This window comes from Bombella sp. ESL0378 (assembly GCF_009725845.1).
Classification (GTDB): domain Bacteria; phylum Pseudomonadota; class Alphaproteobacteria; order Acetobacterales; family Acetobacteraceae; genus Bombella; species Bombella pollinis.
The window spans coordinates 22,512-38,382 of record NZ_WNIF01000010.1 but is presented as its reverse complement, the minus strand read 5'-3'; the positions used below and the strand labels follow the sequence as shown (position 1 = coordinate 38,382).

Genomic DNA, 15,871 nt, shown 5'->3' with positions numbered 1-15,871 from the left:
GGGGGAAAGGTTCCTTCTTTGCGAGATGGGTGACTAATGACAGAAACATCTTTGCCGGTTTGTGTAGCCGCGCTTTATCATTTTACAGCCTTTGATAATTATGAGGCTCTCCGCCAACCGCTATTGGATATGTGCCAGCGGGAGGGGGTAAAGGGCAGCCTCCTTTTGGCCCGTGAGGGGATTAACGGCACGATTGCCGGTTCTGATGCTGGGATTGATGCAGTATTGGCCCATATTAATAACCTGCCCGGTTGTGCGGGGTTTGATTATAAAAAATCCCGTGCCAAGACGATGCCTTTTTTGCGGATGAAAGTCCGGTTAAAGAAAGAAATCGTCACCATGGGGCAGCCTGATATTGACCCGCTCGTCTGCGTTGGGCGGTATGTTGAGCCAAAGGATTGGAACGCCCTTATCTCCGACCCTGATACGGTGGTGATGGATACACGCAATGATTATGAGGTAGCGATTGGGACCTTCCGCGGGGCGGTGGACCCGGACCTCAAGACCTTCCGTGCGTTTCCAGAATGGTTCCGTAAGTGGCGTAAGGAGGTAGAGGCCCAAGGCCGCACACCTAAAATCGCGATGTTCTGCACGGGGGGCATACGCTGTGAAAAATCCACCGCCTTTGCGCGGCAGGAAGGGGTGGAGGATGTGTATCACCTCAAAGGCGGTATTTTAAAATATTTGGAGGAAATCCCGGAGGAGGAAAGCCTGTGGGAGGGTGAATGTTTCGTCTTTGACCAACGTGTGTCCGTTGGGCATGGGTTAAAGCTGGGCCAATATGACCTTTGCCATGCGTGCCGCGCGCCTATTAGTGCAGAGGATAAGCAGTCCCCTCATTATGAGGAGGGGGTAAGTTGTCCTCATTGCTATAACCAACGCACAGAGGCCCAACGGCATCGTTACCGTGAGCGGCAACGCCAAGCCGCTCTGGCAGAAAAACGCGGCCAGACCCATCTTGGTGATGGCGCGCAGGGGTAAGGCCCTTTCCCTTCACAAAGAAAGGCGTCCTCCTGCACTGTGGAGACGCCTTTTGTTTTTAGAAATGCTCCCGTAGGGTCAGATTAACAGAGCGACCCATGCCTAACACAGGGCCGGGTGGACTGCCTGCGGTGCTGACAGCACGCCCACCAAGGGGGAGGGCGTAGCGTTGGTTCAGCAAGTTATCGAGGCTTACATCAAGCTGTAGATATTTGGACCAATGATACCCTGCTCCCAGATTCAGCAGCGCGTAGCCGGGGGTGCGGGGCTCATTACGCACCCAATCGACTGTATGCTTAGCTTTGACAAGAACAATCTCGGCCATGCCGTGCCAGGGGCCAAAATGCTCATGGAGGCGGATGCTCCCATTAAGCGGCATTTGTTGATAAAGGCCGGAATGGGTTTTGAAGTCCTGCCCCTTTACCCAATTCAGCTGGGTGGAAATCTCCCCCGTGCCCCATTTATCGCCATCCCATAAGGTGGCGCGGCCAGAGGCGTTAATGCCGTAGCTTTGGGCATTATGATTCTCAAATTGTAAGAGGTTAAACCCGCGGGAGAGGGCCCCAATCCGCACGACATTAATGTAATTATGCGTATAGGTATAAAAGGGTTGGACCATTGCCTCCCATTGATGATCCGCCGCATCATGGAGGCGGAAGGTAACACTCGCTGTATTAGCGACTTCTGGCTTGAGGTTGAGATTGCCGACATAGCCATTGCCATCGCCAAACCAGTTAATCATCCGTGCGGTCATGCTTTCCCGGCTCCAGCCATAGCGTTCATAGAGGTTGGGGGAACGTGTTTTGCGAGCATAGCCGCCTTCGATATTCAGATAGGCGTTAGCTTTATAACGTAGTAAGGCCGTGACATCGAAATTATCATCCGTCCGGCCCCGGCGCGCTTTGTTGAAGGCACGGGCGGCCTCTTGGTTGGTGCTGCCCATACTCATACCACTCATGCCCATGTTGGACATATCCATACCGGCCATGCCGCCCATACCCATCATGCTTCCCCCCATATTCATCCCCATATCACTCATGGAGGAGAGGCCCTGATAAGGGGAGACTGTGCCAGTATTCATCATGATGACATCGCTACGCATCCCAAGCTCGCTAGACCAGCGCGGGGACCATTGAGCATCCCATTGGATGAAATGGCCAAGATGGTCGCGATGGGCGTGGTTAAGGCTATGGAAGGCCTCTGGTCCCATCATCATGCTGCCCCCTAAAGGGGGCCACCAATCATTAAGGCCATCATGGCTAAACGCGCTGCCTAGTTTAAGTTGATGGCTCCGCCCCAAGGGGAGGGTGGCTACAAGGCTATAACCGGCTGTGCGTCCATCACTATTCATCGGCATACCGGTGGTAGCACTATGGCCACCTTTATCGGCTAGCATATTCATTGCGTGGGTCACATGTTGCCAATAGCCACGAGCCTCTAACGTACCCCAGTTGAATGTTCCTAGATATTTGCCATTAACGAAGGTGGAGCGGTTATTTGTTTCATCCATATATTGGTTGGGGAAGCCCTCATAAGGGGTATTTTGTTGCCCAAATGTGAGGCTAAAGAGGTGGTTCTTTAGCTTTAGCCCTGCCGTGACATCATGGTTGAAGCTGAGATAATTGGAGGATAAAACCCGCCCGCCGCGTCCCCCGGCGGTATAATCGCTCGCATGGGTGTAGGAGCCACTATAGCGAAGGCTGAGCATATCGTTCGCAATAGTGAGGGAGCCCCCTGCGCCAGAGCCGCCGCCATTACTGCGCCAATCTTCTCGTCCATCACCGGTGATGAGGACTTTGCCCTCTTTGGCAAATTGTGGGTCTTTGCGCTCCACAGAGATGGTCCCACCGGTGCTATCACCGCCGAGGCTAACAGGGGTGATCCCCGCAATCGCAACGCTATGGGCGACTTCATCGAGGCTGATTTGAGAGAGGGCGGGGTTCATATGGTTAGGGCAATCGGCCATAAGGGGCATGCCATCCACAAAGGTGGCGACCCGGTCATCGGCCATACCATTTAAGACGGGGAGGCTGGCAATCCCACCCGTTTTATAGCTGCTAAAACCTGGTACATCGCGGAATAACGCTGCGGTGTCCGCGGCCTGTGTGAAAGGCCGCCGCGTGCCTATCACGCTGATTTGCTCCACCGGGTGGGGGATGGGCGTGGCGGGGGCTACGGCATCAGATGCGGATGTGGGCAGCGTATTTTGAGGGGATGTTTGAGCGAGCAGGGGCGTAAGCGGTAAAGCAAAACCACCCAGCACTAAGAGACGGCGCGTTAGGCCCCGCCCCAGACGATATGAGGGAAAAAACAAAATCAATCCATCCTGAAAACAACATGCAGAAAAGGCCGATGCACAGCCTTTTAAGCTGGCTCGGTCAGGCGAATGTTTGGTTTAGAAAGAGGCGAGGCGGCCCACGGCTTGGCGGGCGTTGGCGTGTGGGTTCTGGTGGGGCTTGTGCGGGGGGACTCGCCTGCCAAAGCTGCCGGGAAAGCCGGATGCAACTTAACAGCACGAATAGGCTGGTAAGGGTAAAGAGGATGTGCCCTAAAAGCGGGCAAAGGGGGCAGTCCACCCCGTGATGATGGCCCCCATGATGGGTCATTTTATCATGCTGGGCCGTGTGATGAGGAGTAGTCATCCCCATAGCGTCATGCATGGTAGGGCCAGCGTGAGGCTCTGGCGGCGGTGCGGGTGCAATATCGAGATGCGTTAGACGTAAAATAGCCGCTCTGGGGCTTTCCTCTGGTAAGCTCGTAGCTGTGAGGAGGAGTTGCCCACTAAATGCTACGAGCATGATGAGCATCATCAAGCCGCGTAATATGTGGCGTTGTAAGAGAGTGGCCCTCATAGCGTTAGTGCCGTACCCCGCCAGAGAGGCAGGCGAGTAACGTGCCAAGCATGATAAGCCCAACCCCTAGATAAGCGGTGAGGTTTAAGGGCTGGCGGAAGACAGTCAGCCCGATAACCACAATGCAGACAATCCCCACCCCGCACCATACCGCATAAGCAATGCCGAGGGGGATGCATTTTAGGGCTTGGGCCAAGCAGAAAAAGGCCGCCCCATAAAAGAGGAGCGCGCCTATGGTCGGTAGGGGCTTGCGAAACCCGTTAGAGATATTCAGCAGGCTGGTGGCCATAACCTCTAACAAGATGGCCCCTAAGAGGAATAACCAAGCAAAAAAGGGCGTCATAAGAGGTGCTTATCAGTTTTTGCGTGGTTTGGCATCCTTCTTTGTATGAGAGGGCGGGCCTTTGGCAGCGAGCATCGGGGCGAGGAATCGCCCTGTATGGCTGGCTTTACAGGCGGCAATATCCTCCGGTGTGCCGGTGGCTACAACCTCGCCCCCGCCTGCGCCGCCCTCTGGACCAATATCAATGACCCAATCCGCTGTTTTGATGAGGTCCAGATTATGCTCAATAACCAGCACCGTATTGCCTTGCTCTACGAGTGCATGCAGGACGTTGAGGAGCTTATGCACATCCTCTGTATGCAGCCCAGTTGTGGGTTCATCCAGTACATAGAGGGTTCGGCCTGTAGCGCGGCGGGCGAGTTCTTTCGCGAGCTTTACACGCTGGGCCTCACCACCGGAGAGGGTGGTGGCTTGCTGGCCCAGGGCGACATAGCCTAGCCCCACTTGTTGAAGGATGGCGAGGCGGTCGGCAATGCGTGGTACCGCATTGAAGAAGGGCACAGCCTCATCCACCGTCATGGCCAGAATATCGGCAATGGATTTACCTTTAAACTTAATCTCCAGCGTTTCCCGATTATAGCGCGCACCTTTGCAGCTATCGCAGGTTACGAACACATCCGGTAGGAAGTGCATCTCAATCTTCAATACACCATCACCCTGGCAAGCCTCGCAACGACCCCCTTTGACATTGAAGGAGAAACGGCCCGGCTTATAACCCCGCGCTTTGGATTCTGGCAGTTCGGCAAACCAATCCCGAATAGGGGCAAAGAGGTCCGTATAAGTAGCAGGGTTGGAGCGGGGTGTGCGCCCGATGGGGGATTGGTCAATCTCGATGATTTTATCGAGCTGCTCTGTGCCTTCTAGCCGTCCATAAGGGAGGGGGACGGCGGCCGATTTCATAATCTGCCGGGCTAAGCCTTTATAGAAGGTATCGGTAATGAGAGTGGATTTCCCACTGCCAGAGACCCCGGTGATGGCAATAAAGGTCCCTAAAGGGAACTTTACGCTGATATTTTTGAGGTTATTACCCTTTGCCCCATGGATGCTTACCCAGCGTTTGCTTTTGCGGCGGGTGGTGGGCACGGGGATGCCCCGGCGACCTGCGAGCCATGCGCCGGTGAGGCTATCGGGATTTTGGGCGACTTCTTCTGGCGTGCCATAAGCGATGACGCGCCCGCCTTGGGTCCCGGCCCCCGGCCCCATATCAATGAGGTAATCAGCTTGGCGGATGGCATCTTCATCATGCTCCACAACAAGGACGGTATTGCCGAGATTGCGCAGCCGCTCCAGCATGGTGAGTAAACGGGCATTATCGCGCTGATGCAGCCCGATGGAGGGTTCATCTAACACATAGAGGACGCCCGTTAGGCCGGAGCCAATTTGCGAAGCCAGCCGGATGCGCTGGCTCTCTCCACCTGAGAGCGTGCCAGAGCTGCGGGAGAGGGTGAGATAATCTAGCCCCACACGGTCGAGGAAATGCAGCCGCTCGGTAATTTCTTTGAGGATGCGCCGTGCAATCTCGGCCCGCTGGGGGGTGAGGCTGGCCTCCACAGTTTTAAACCATGCAAGAGCTTCTTGAATGGTAAGCTCTGAGGCTTCGGCGATATTGCTGTTATTGACCTTCACACACAGGGCTTCTGGCCGCAATCGTGCCCCGTGGCAGGCAGGGCAGGGCATAGCGGATTGATACCGGCCAAGGGCCTCGCGCACATGGATGCTGCTGCTCTGGGCAAGGCGGCGTTGTAGATGGCTGATGATGCCCTCAAAGGGGCGGTGGATGGTGTGTGTTTTGCCCTTACCATCCTGATAAGGGATGCTGACAGCCTCCGCCCCACCATGGAGAAGGAATTGGCGGGATGTCTCTTTCAGCTTGCTCCATGGTGTATCAAGAGTTTCCTCGCAATGGCGGGCGAGGGCGGCGAGGGTTTGGTCAAAGAGCGGGTCTTGCTCATTACGCCATGGCGCAATGGCGCCTTCTCGCAGGGTTAGGCTATCATCAGGGATGATGAGATTGGGGTCAAAATGCGTTTCTGTACCCAACCCATCACAGGTTGGGCAGGCCCCCATTGGCGCGTTGAAGGAGAAAAGGCGCGGCTCCACACTCTCTAGCATAAAGCCAGATTCTGGGCAGGAATAGCGGGAGGAGAAGGAGGCTTTAAGCGGCTCCCGCTCTTCCCCGCTGCGGAGGACTTCCTCAACAGAGGCCAAACCGTCTGAGAGTTCCAAAGCGGTTTCAAAACTATCGGCTAGTCGGGTTTCTATCCCCTCTTTTAGGACGATGCGATCGACCACAACATCGACATTATGGCGTGTTTTGCGGTTGAGCTTGGGGGCATCGGTGATTTCATAAAGTGTGCCATCAATCCGCACGCGCGCAAAGCCACGGCGGGTCAGCTCGGCGAGTTCTTTCGCACAATCGCCTTTGCGGTCCCGCACGATGGGGGCGAGCAGCATAAGCCGCGTGCCCGCGGGCATGGCCATAACACGGTCCACCATTTGGCTGATGCTCTGCGCCTCAATCGGTAGGCCCGTAGTAGGGGAGTAAGGCACCCCCGCCCGCGCCCAGAGTAAGCGCATATAATCGTGAATCTCGGTGATGGTCCCAACGGTAGAGCGTGGATTGCGCGAGGTGGTTTTTTGCTCGATGGAAATAGCGGGGGACAGCCCCTCAATGGACTCTACATCTGGCTTGCCCATGAGCTCCAAAAATTGCCGCGCATAGGCAGAGAGGCTCTCCACATAACGGCGTTGGCCTTCGGCATAGATGGTATCAAAGGCGAGGGAGGATTTACCAGAGCCAGAAAGCCCCGTCATGACCGTAAGCTTATCGCGTGGGATCGTGACGTTGACATTTTTTAGATTATGCGTGCGGGCACCACGGACAATGATATGGCTGGTGCCGGTAGGTGTGGGTGTGTCTGTCACGCTATGTCCTCTTGATGGTCTTTATGGCAGGGTGGATGCATGGGCGATTGTTCTGTGCAATATAAGCAATAAGGGCACATGGTGCCAGAATCGAACCGTAAGAGTGCAAACAGCTTCTTAAGAGAGATGGGGATTATACATGGCTGGTAGTGTAAATAAGGTTATTCTTGTAGGTAATTTGGGGCGTGATCCAGAAACGCGCAATACGCAGTCCGGCAGTAAGATTGTCAATCTCGCTATTGCGACTAGTGATACATGGAATGACCGTAATAGTGGTGAGCGGCGCGAGCGGACTGAATGGCACCGTGTTGTGATTTTTAATGAGCGCGTGGGGGAGGTTGCTGAGCGATATCTGCGGAAGGGCCGGAAAGTCTATATTGAGGGCGAATTGCGTACGCGTAAATGGACGGACCAACAAGGGGTAGAGAAATACACTACCGAGGTGGTGATTGACCGCTTCCGTGGCAATCTTGTGCTGCTTGATGGCCAGCGCAGCGGTGGTGATGATGGTGGTTATAATGATGGCGGCTATAATGATGGCGGCTATAATGACGGGGGCAGTAATTTTGGGGGACAACAGGCCGGTCCTGCAAACCGTGGGGGCAGTAATGGCGGTATGGGGGGCGGCAATGGCTGGGATAGCTCTGCTGGCCACGACCAAGGCTTGGATGATGAAATCCCCTTCTAACTATGGCTGCGAATCAACAGGTCATACAGCCTAGGTGGGCTGGGGTCCTTGCTGTGATGGCGGGGGTAATGCTGGCGGGCTGTACCACAACCCCGCCCCAGCATCCTGATGATTTATGCTCGATTTATCGGGAGAAGCGTAGCTGGTATCACACTGCGATGCGGCAGGAGGAGAAATGGCACATCCCTTCTGCCATCCCGATGGCGATTATGAATCAGGAATCAAGCTTTCGGGCTAATGCGCGGACGCGGCGAACTTATATCCTATGGGTGATTCCGTGGGGGCATATTAGTACCGCCTACGGTTATGCACAGGCGAAGAATGAAATCTGGCGGGATTATCAACGCCAGACCGGGGCCGGGGGTAGCCGGACAAATTACGCTGATGCGTTGAATTTTGTGAATTGGTATCTCACCAATAGCCATAAAATTGATGGGATTCCCCTCACTAATGCAACACGGCAATATCTTGCGTATCACGAAGGTTGGGGTGGCTACCGCAAGCGGAGTTACGAGGCAAAGCCGTGGTTGGTCACTGTTGCGCGTAAAGTGGGGCGGCGTGCCCAGCAATATCAAAAGCAATATAATGCATGTAAAGATGAGCTAAAGGGTAGTTGGTGGGAGCGTTTTTGGAATAGTATTTTTTAGGACTATTATATGTCATCTTGCCAGCACGGTGATAAATACTGGCAAGATGATTGGAAAAGACGGTAGATCAGGCCGTCTCTTCTTTTGCGCCGGGGGTAAGAGCGTCTTTACGCTCTTCAGCTTTTTTCTTTGCTTCTTCTTCTGCGAGCTTTTTAGCTTCTTCTTGCTCTCTGTCCTTACGCGGATGAGGTACAACGAGACCATTCATCAAGACATAATGGAACTGCTTGTCTTTAATCTCGGCCATAAAGACATCATCAAGGGATTCGATGCCTTTACGCTTTGCATCTTCTTTTAGATCATCGCCAGAAAGACCAACGTCTTTGAGGTCATCTTCCCGGATAACACCATCATAATAGACGATGAGAGCAGGGAGTTTCTTTTTATCCGTAATGGCTGTTAGCGCGCCGCTTGGCTCAACTTGGGCGAAATAGACTTCATCAAAAGAATAAATACCCTGTAGGTTAAGCTGAGAGGCGATATTGAGCATATCAATTTTATTGTTTTTATCGCGGATATTTTCCATCAGGAAACGCCCATCTTTTATGATGGGGATTTGCCGACCAATGGCAACGTTTCTGAACATATTAATTTTCCGGCAGAAACGCGTAATGGTTAGCAAAATACCCACCCCGATAAGCAGGGCGATGACATATTCATGGAAGGAAATATTGGTTGTGTAGAGAACACCGCCAACAAGCCCACCGAGGATGAAGTTACCGACAAGGTCGATGGCGTTCATTTGGGAGACTTGGCTACGGCCAGAGATGTTGAGATACCCAATGATGATAGCAAAGCCAGTGACGAGTTTTAAGAACATCCATATGTTAAGAGCAAGATTGGGAAAAAGTTGATGGAGCATGAAAGAGAACCTTAACGTGGTGGATAGGTAGTATGCCCCGGCGGGTTAATGCATTATAACATCCGCGTAGGCGCAGGGGATGAAGCCCTTGCATTAGCATGCTATAAGCCTCTTTAATAAGTTTTCAAGATGTTGCGCTCTTTTCTTCTCCTGTTACTCTCAAGGGCAGGTTAGCGCACAGATGTGTGAGACACTAAGAACCATATAAGGCAGATAAGGAGCATTCATGAGCAAGCACACGAATTTTCCGATTCCCGATCAGGCACCTGCTGCCATTCTGCCTACGGGGCGTTTGGAGATGATTATTTTTGATTGTGACGGCGTGTTGGTCGGTGGGGAGCATCTCTCTACCGCGTTGATGTCCGAAGACGCACGCAGCCACGGTTGGGATATCAGTGATGAGGAAGGCAATAAGCTTTTTGGCGGGGGTGAACTTGCCAAAATCGGCGAGATGATTGCTAAAGAAACAGGCGATAAACTGCCCGATGATTGGGATATGATTATGCAGAATCGCATCGTTGAGATGATGCGACAAAAGGCTAAAGAGGTTCCCGGTGCATCCAAAATGCTGCGGGATGTCGTTAATGAGATTCGCTTACCGATTCGTGTTGGTTCCAACTCCTCAGAGGCAGAGATGGAGGCTAAGTTCTCCAGCACGGGGCTGAATAAAATCCTCAAGGATGAGCGTATACATTCCGGTCGGGATTTAAACATGCCAAAGCCCCGCCCCGATATCTACCTCTATGGCGCAAAGCAGGAAGGGATAGACCCAGCACATTGCCTTGTGTTGGAGGATTCTGATGCTGGGGTAGAAGCTGCTCACCGGGCAGGAATGGCCTGTGTGTTGCTACGGGATTTAAACAAGCCTGCTCCATCTTGGCCGGGTTTATTGCGTATTGAGCATCTAGATGAATTTGTCCCCTTGTTAAAGAAGATCATCGCTGCGCAGAAAGACCATCACAAAGGCTGAGTTTCTTCATAGTCGTAACCGTTTTTTGGAGACATGTTATGCTGACATATGAAGGTTTAAAAACATTACCGAAGAATGTCGCTGGCCCTTCTTACGATGTGCGTAAGGTTACATCGGGCATTGTTCATTTTGGTGTGGGTAACTTCTTCCGTGCCCATTTAGGGTATTATGTGGACCGTGTCTTGGCTTTGCCGGGGCAGGAGCAGTGGGGCATTACTGGGGTAGGGCTACGCTCGGGTGAACGCTCAGAGAAAAAGGCGGAGGAGTTTCGTGCGCAGGAGGGACTTTACTCCCTGACGGAAATCGCCGCTGATGGTACGACACAAATTCGCGTGATGGGCGGGTTACGGGATTATCTGCAAGCCCCCGATGAGCCGGAGAAAGTGCTGGCTTTGTTGGCTGATAAGGCTACGAAGATCATCTCCATGACCATCACCGAGGGTGGTTATAATATTGATGAAACAACTGGGGAGTTTCGGCTTACACATCCAGAGGTGAAGGAAGACCTCGCAGACCCGCAACATCCTAAGACAGTCTTTGGCTATGTGGTGGAGGGCCTACGCCGCCGCCGTGAGGCTGGTCATGGGGGTTTGACGGTGATGTCCTGTGATAATTTGCGCCATAATGGGGATGTATCCCGTAAGGCTTTTGTCGGTTATGCGCGTGCTGTGGATGGCGAGCTTGCTCAGTGGATTGAGCAGAATGTCACCTTCCCCAACGCGATGGTGGACCGTATCACGCCATCTGTCTCCTCCGAGGGGAAAGCGAAGCTGAATGAGCGTAGCGGGTTGGATGACCTCCAGCCATTAATCTCGGAGGATTTTATCCAGTGGGTGATAGAGGATAAGTTCGCCGCAGGTCGTCCCGCTTTTGAGAAGGTAGGGGTAGAGTTTAGCGACCAAGTGAGCGCGTATGAGCATGCGAAGATTCGTATGCTGAACTCCAGCCATCTCATCCTTAGTGCTGCGGGGATGCTCTTGGGCTTGAAGCTCGTGGACCAAGTGTTAGCAGAGCAGCCTGTGCATAAGTTTGTGGATTTAATGTTGGAGAAAGACGTCATCCCAACATTAAAGGCTCCTCCCGGTGTGAATTTGCACAAATATAAGGCCACCTTGTTAAGTCGCTTTTCTAACAAAGCGATGGCGGACCAAGTGGCGCGTATCGCCTCCGATGCGACCTCTAAAGCACAAGTATTCTGGACGGAGACCGTCCGCGCTGTCCTTAGTGAGGGGCGGGATCGTAGTCGTATTGTGTACTGTATGGCGTTATTGTTGGAGCTACTGCGTGGCAAGACGGAGAAGGGCGAAACCATTAAGCTGGAGGAGCCCTTCCTTAATGCTGAGCAGCTAAAATCTGCGGCATCTAATGATTTTAAGGCGTCTATTGCTTTACCAGCCTTTGACGGATGGCGTGATTTGCTGACTCCTGAGATTGAGCAGGAGATTGCACAGGCGCGCGACGTTATTCGCCAAAAAGGTGTATTGGCGAGCCTACCTGTGTAACGCGTCGCACGGTTGATAGAAGGCTTAGTGAAAGAGGAGAGGGGAAACCTTCTCCTCTTTTTTATGGGATGGATGTAGGAGGTAGAAAATTGAGAAAAAGCTTGTAGGGAAAAGGATATTAAATTTATATTTAAGTTGGTACGGCCTTTGACATATGAATTATGTTTATAATACAAGCAGTTCTAGGAAGTATGTTCCCCGCCCTCGCGGGGATGAACCGTCACACCATGAAGGAAATGCTAAAAATACTCAATGTTCCCCGCCCTCGCGGGGATGAACCGCGACTGCTATTTCTGACCTAGCCGCTAGTACAATGTTCCCCGCCCTCGCGGGGATGAACCGTTGAAACAACTATCGACAATTTTAATAAAACAATGTTCCCCGCCCTCGCGGGGATGAACCGTAAAAATTATGAGCAAGGTCCGTCTCTCCACTATGTTCCCCGCCCTCGCGGGGATGAACCGTATTTGATGTTAATTCCATGTATCCATCAATAATGTTCCCCGCCCTCGCGGGGATGAACCGTTGAGTTCCTTCTACAATAAAGGAAAACTGAAATGTTCCCCGCCCTCGCGGGGATGAACCGTCGTTGTCAGTGTTTTGCTTAACACTTAAAATATGTTCCCCGCCCTCGCGGGGATGAACCGATTCGGTAAAATTTACTCCCCGCAATATTTTTATGTTCCCCGCCCTCGCGGGGATGAACCGGAATTGGGGTAGGCACGCAGCGCGGGGTTATCATGTTCCCCGCCCTCGCGGGGATGAACCGCTTCGAAAACATCGCATATCTTTTCAGTTTCCATGTTCCCCGCCCTCGCGGGGATGAACCGTCGACATTGGTAGTGAGGAGAGTTATACATGAATGTTCCCCGCCCTCGCGGGGATGAACCGACACATTTCACGAGCTTTCGGACAACAACCGTATGTTCCCCGCCCTCGCGGGGATGAACCGTTTTAGTTGTCCATTATTTGTAAATCCGCATCATGTTCCCCGCCCTCGCGGGGATGAACCGTACTGTGAAAAACGCCGTCTATTACCTGAGCAATGTTCCCCGCCCTCGCGGGGATGAACCGACACGAATACCTATTCTTGCCCTGCTCAGGTAATGTTCCCCGCCCTCGCGGGGATGAACCGAAGCGGAGCCAATTTTCCATAATTCGCCCCATATGTTCCCCGCCCTCGCGGGGATGAACCGCATTGGAGGTTCGTGGAGAGAGCATGAACAGGATGTTCCCCGCCCTCGCGGGGATGAACCGATATTTTAGAATTAATATCCTTCATATCGTAAATGTTCCCCGCCCTCGCGGGGATGAACCGGTTAGTCCGTTACCTATTGAGACGATTACTCCATGTTCCCCGCCCTCGCGGGGATGAACCGACTTTTTTGTTAAAAATTGTCTTCCTGTTCTTATGTTCCCCGCCCTCGCGGGGATGAACCGCTTACCCAATATTTGACGGCGGGGCAAGTTTCATGTTCCCCGCCCTCGCGGGGATGAACCGGTCTTAAAAATGGGCTTGGCTGCGATTTTGTTATGTTCCCCGCCCTCGCGGGGATGAACCGGTGTTAAGAAGAAGGTTTTCTCTTTGGGAGAGATGTTCCCCGCCCTCGCGGGGATGAACCCAAATATGCGTCGGCTTCCCCTTGAGTAGCACAATGTTCCCCGCCCTCGCGGGGATGAACCGAAATTGGGGTAGGCACGCGGCGCGGGGTTATCATGTTCCCCGCCCTCGCGGGGATGAACCGGCAACAATTTCACTTATATTAAATTAGGAGAAATGTTCCCCGCCCTCGCGGGGATGAACCGGAAAATCCACATCCGGTCCAGAAGAGGCCGAGATGTTCCCCGCCCTCGCGGGGATGAACCGCTCATGACTGACACACCCCAATCGGGTTATCCATGTTCCCCGCCCTCGCGGGGATGAACCGGGCATCCCTGTCCTCGGCCAGTCTGCGGCTATATGTTCCCCGCCCTCGCGGGGATGAACCGGTGCTCGGCACGATATTTTTTTATGTAAGATTATGTTCCCCGCCCTCGCGGGGATGAACCGCTTCCTATTATGACCGTTTCGTCTGTTGCCCTATGTTCCCCGCCCTCGCGGGGATGAACCGTCGTAACAAAAGGCTCATGCTGCAATTTAGCGATGTTCCCCGCCCTCGCGGGGATGAACCGTTAACAAACCAAAAAATAATGGAACAACTAGTATGTTCCCCGCCCTCGCGGGGATGAACCGACTTTCGTCTGTCAAATCAGGAATTGGAATGAATGTTCCCCGCCCTCGCGGGGATGAACCGCTATTGCAAGGATAAAAACCGTTGCAAGTGATATGTTCCCCGCCCTCGCGGGGATGAACCGTTCGAGGATGTGCGCCGGGTATATAATCAGGTATGTTCCCCGCCCTCGCGGGGATGAACCGTTATCCCATTGCTTGCCCTTTCCTTTTGTCAAATGTTCCCCGCCCTCGCGGGGATGAACCGATAGGGAGCTAGAAGACGGAAAAGAGAAAGGAATGTTCCCCGCCCTCGCGGGGATGAACCGCTAAAAAGGAGCTAAATCTGTGAATATTAGCGATGTTCCCCGCCCTCGCGGGGATGAACCGCTAGTGCGTTTTGCACAACGTTGCGTCAAATTATGTTCCCCGCCCTCGCGGGGATGAACCGCAAAATACAAATAACGATTTACTTAATCAGGTATGTTCCCCGCCCTCGCGGGGATGAACCGATCTGGACCATCTTCACCACCAAACCGTAGCGATGTTCCCCGCCCTCGCGGGGATGAACCTTGCGCGCTAATGGCTATAACTTCTACGGGGCTATGTTCCCCGCCCTCGCGGGGATGAACCGTGCCTCGCTATAGCCACTGGGGTGTTGCCGTCATGTTCCCCGCCCTCGCGGGGATGAACCGCAGTCTGGTGCCACGTTCATGGCGGGGAGAAAATGTTCCCCGCCCTCGCGGGGATGAACCGAGCGGAGAACCTTTAGAGCCAGATGATATGGGATGTTCCCCGCCCTCGCGGGGATGAACCGAACTGACATGGCGGCTTTCACGGGCTGACACAATGTTCCCCGCCCTCGCGGGGATGAACCGAGTGCGGGTTGTCCTGTCGTAATTGAGAACTGATGTTCCCCGCCCTCGCGGGGATGAACCGCGTAGAACTCCTGCACGTCCAGAGGCACTATAATGTTCCCCGCCCTCGCGGGGATGAACCGGGACGACAGGCGGGGTGTCTAAAATAACACAAATGTTCCCCGCCCTCGCGGGGATGAACCGAAAAGAGATGTCTTCCAGACATTCTTCAATGCATGTTCCCCGCCCTCGCGGGGATGAACCGACGTTTGCAACCGAACGAGAGGCAGCCGAATAATGTTCCCCGCCCTCGCGGGGATGAACCGTGCGTGTTGTTCTGCCAGAAGACCCCGGCCAAATGTTCCCCGCCCTCGCGGGGATGAACCGCCTTATATGATGTATATGAAAGGAAATTTTTTATGTTCCCCGCCCTCGCGGGGATGAACCGCTGATATTGGGAGTGAGGAGAGTTACACGTGAATGTTCCCCGCCCTCGCGGGGATGAACCGAAGCGGAGCCGATTTTCCATAATTCACCTCATATGTTCCCCGCCCTCGCGGGGATGAACCGCAACGCGTCAATCTTCTCAATAACGCGGTGTCATGTTCCCCGCCCTCGCGGGGATGAACCGGCGACCAGAGATACTGATTTTGTTGTTGCGTAATGTTCCCCGCCCTCGCGGGGATGAACCGGAGAAGCACGTGCGGGTGATGGAGAATCTATAATGTTCCCCGCCCTCGCGGGGATGAACCGCAGACAAATTATTAAAGTTGGTTTGAAGTTGAATGTTCCCCGCCCTCGCGGGGATGAACCGGGGTACGGTCTTCCAGAATGTAGGGGGGTTGTATGTTCCCCGCCCTCGCGGGGATGAACCGGTCAGAGCAAGGATAGTTTCTATTGCTGATAGATGTTCCCCGCCCTCGCGGGGATGAACCGGCGAGCGTCATTTCTAACCCGCCATACAACCGATGTTCCCCGCCCTCGCGGGGATGAACCGCTAACACAGTACTTGACAGCGGGTCAGGTCTCATGTTC

At 53.6% G+C, this 15,871-nt stretch carries 10 protein-coding genes and 1 CRISPR repeat array (1 of these 11 running past the window's edge); of the genes, 5 read left to right on the top strand and 5 right to left on the bottom strand.

Annotated elements, in window-relative coordinates:
- The first annotated feature begins 36 nt into the window (after nucleotides 1-36).
- Entirely contained in the window at nucleotides 37-981 is a 945-nt protein-coding gene (locus GM556_RS07570) for a rhodanese-related sulfurtransferase (RefSeq protein ID WP_099026530.1), read from the top strand.
- Between the two features lie 58 nt (nucleotides 982-1,039).
- Here the strand turns inward: GM556_RS07570 and GM556_RS07565 are convergent, their stop codons facing one another.
- From GM556_RS07565 to uvrA, 4 genes are all read right to left on the bottom strand, one after another.
- Entirely contained in the window at nucleotides 1,040-3,127 is a 2,088-nt protein-coding gene (locus GM556_RS07565; RefSeq protein WP_408863220.1) for a TonB-dependent receptor, read from the bottom strand.
- Between the two features lie 232 nt (nucleotides 3,128-3,359).
- A complete protein-coding gene (locus tag GM556_RS07560; RefSeq protein WP_155579728.1) occupies nucleotides 3,360-3,833 on the bottom strand; it encodes a hypothetical protein in 474 nt (157 codons plus the stop codon).
- A gap of 4 nt (nucleotides 3,834-3,837) precedes the next feature.
- Nucleotides 3,838-4,176 carry a multidrug efflux SMR transporter gene (locus GM556_RS07555; protein ID WP_099026527.1) on the bottom strand — a complete coding sequence of 113 codons (339 nt, stop codon included), beginning with the start codon at nucleotides 4,174-4,176 and terminating at the stop codon, nucleotides 3,838-3,840.
- Between the two features lie 12 nt (nucleotides 4,177-4,188).
- Entirely contained in the window at nucleotides 4,189-7,101 is a 2,913-nt protein-coding gene (gene uvrA, locus GM556_RS07550; protein WP_266137305.1) for an excinuclease ABC subunit UvrA, read from the bottom strand.
- Between the two features lie 139 nt (nucleotides 7,102-7,240).
- Between uvrA and ssb the strand changes: the two genes are divergently transcribed.
- On the top strand, nucleotides 7,241-7,789 hold the full coding sequence (ssb, locus tag GM556_RS07545; protein WP_155579727.1) for a single-stranded DNA-binding protein: 549 nt from the start codon (nucleotides 7,241-7,243) through the stop codon (nucleotides 7,787-7,789).
- Nucleotides 7,790-7,791: 2 nt separating this feature from the next.
- Entirely contained in the window at nucleotides 7,792-8,436 is a 645-nt protein-coding gene (locus GM556_RS07540) for a hypothetical protein (protein WP_155572584.1), read from the top strand.
- A 67-nt stretch (nucleotides 8,437-8,503) separates the two neighbouring features.
- Here the strand turns inward: GM556_RS07540 and GM556_RS07535 are convergent, their stop codons facing one another.
- A complete protein-coding gene (locus GM556_RS07535) occupies nucleotides 8,504-9,298 on the bottom strand; it encodes a DUF421 domain-containing protein (protein ID WP_155572585.1) in 795 nt (264 codons plus the stop codon).
- 298 nt (nucleotides 9,299-9,596) lie between these two features.
- Here GM556_RS07535 and GM556_RS07530 point away from each other — a divergent pair, with 298 nt between their 5' ends.
- Both GM556_RS07530 and GM556_RS07525 read left to right on the top strand, forming a co-directional pair.
- Complete coding sequence (locus GM556_RS07530) at nucleotides 9,597-10,268, top strand: HAD family phosphatase (protein ID WP_155573429.1); 672 nt, start codon at nucleotides 9,597-9,599, stop codon at nucleotides 10,266-10,268.
- A 38-nt stretch (nucleotides 10,269-10,306) separates the two neighbouring features.
- On the top strand, nucleotides 10,307-11,770 hold the full coding sequence (locus GM556_RS07525) for a mannitol dehydrogenase family protein (RefSeq protein WP_155579726.1): 1,464 nt from the start codon (nucleotides 10,307-10,309) through the stop codon (nucleotides 11,768-11,770).
- A gap of 191 nt (nucleotides 11,771-11,961) precedes the next feature.
- A CRISPR array of direct repeats spans nucleotides 11,962-15,871; the repeat unit is 29 nt; unit sequence ATGTTCCCCGCCCTCGCGGGGATGAACCG (it continues 145 nt past the right edge of the window).

Bases quoted from the DNA above. Each gene is read 5' to 3' on its own strand.
- GM556_RS07555 (WP_099026527.1), bottom strand. From the start codon at position 4,176: ATGACGCCCTTTTTTGCTTGGTTATTCCTCTTAGGGGCCATCTTGTTA.
- GM556_RS07535 (WP_155572585.1), bottom strand. From the start codon at position 9,298: ATGCTCCATCAACTTTTTCCCAATCTTGCTCTTAACATATGGATGTTC.
- GM556_RS07570 (WP_099026530.1), top strand. From the start codon at position 37: ATGACAGAAACATCTTTGCCGGTTTGTGTAGCCGCGCTTTATCATTTT.
- GM556_RS07525 (WP_155579726.1), top strand. From the start codon at position 10,307: ATGCTGACATATGAAGGTTTAAAAACATTACCGAAGAATGTCGCTGGC.
- GM556_RS07540 (WP_155572584.1), top strand. From the start codon at position 7,792: ATGGCTGCGAATCAACAGGTCATACAGCCTAGGTGGGCTGGGGTCCTT.
- GM556_RS07530 (WP_155573429.1), top strand. From the start codon at position 9,597: ATGATTATTTTTGATTGTGACGGCGTGTTGGTCGGTGGGGAGCATCTC.
- GM556_RS07560 (WP_155579728.1), bottom strand. From the start codon at position 3,833: ATGAGGGCCACTCTCTTACAACGCCACATATTACGCGGCTTGATGATG.
- ssb (WP_155579727.1), top strand. From the start codon at position 7,241: ATGGCTGGTAGTGTAAATAAGGTTATTCTTGTAGGTAATTTGGGGCGT.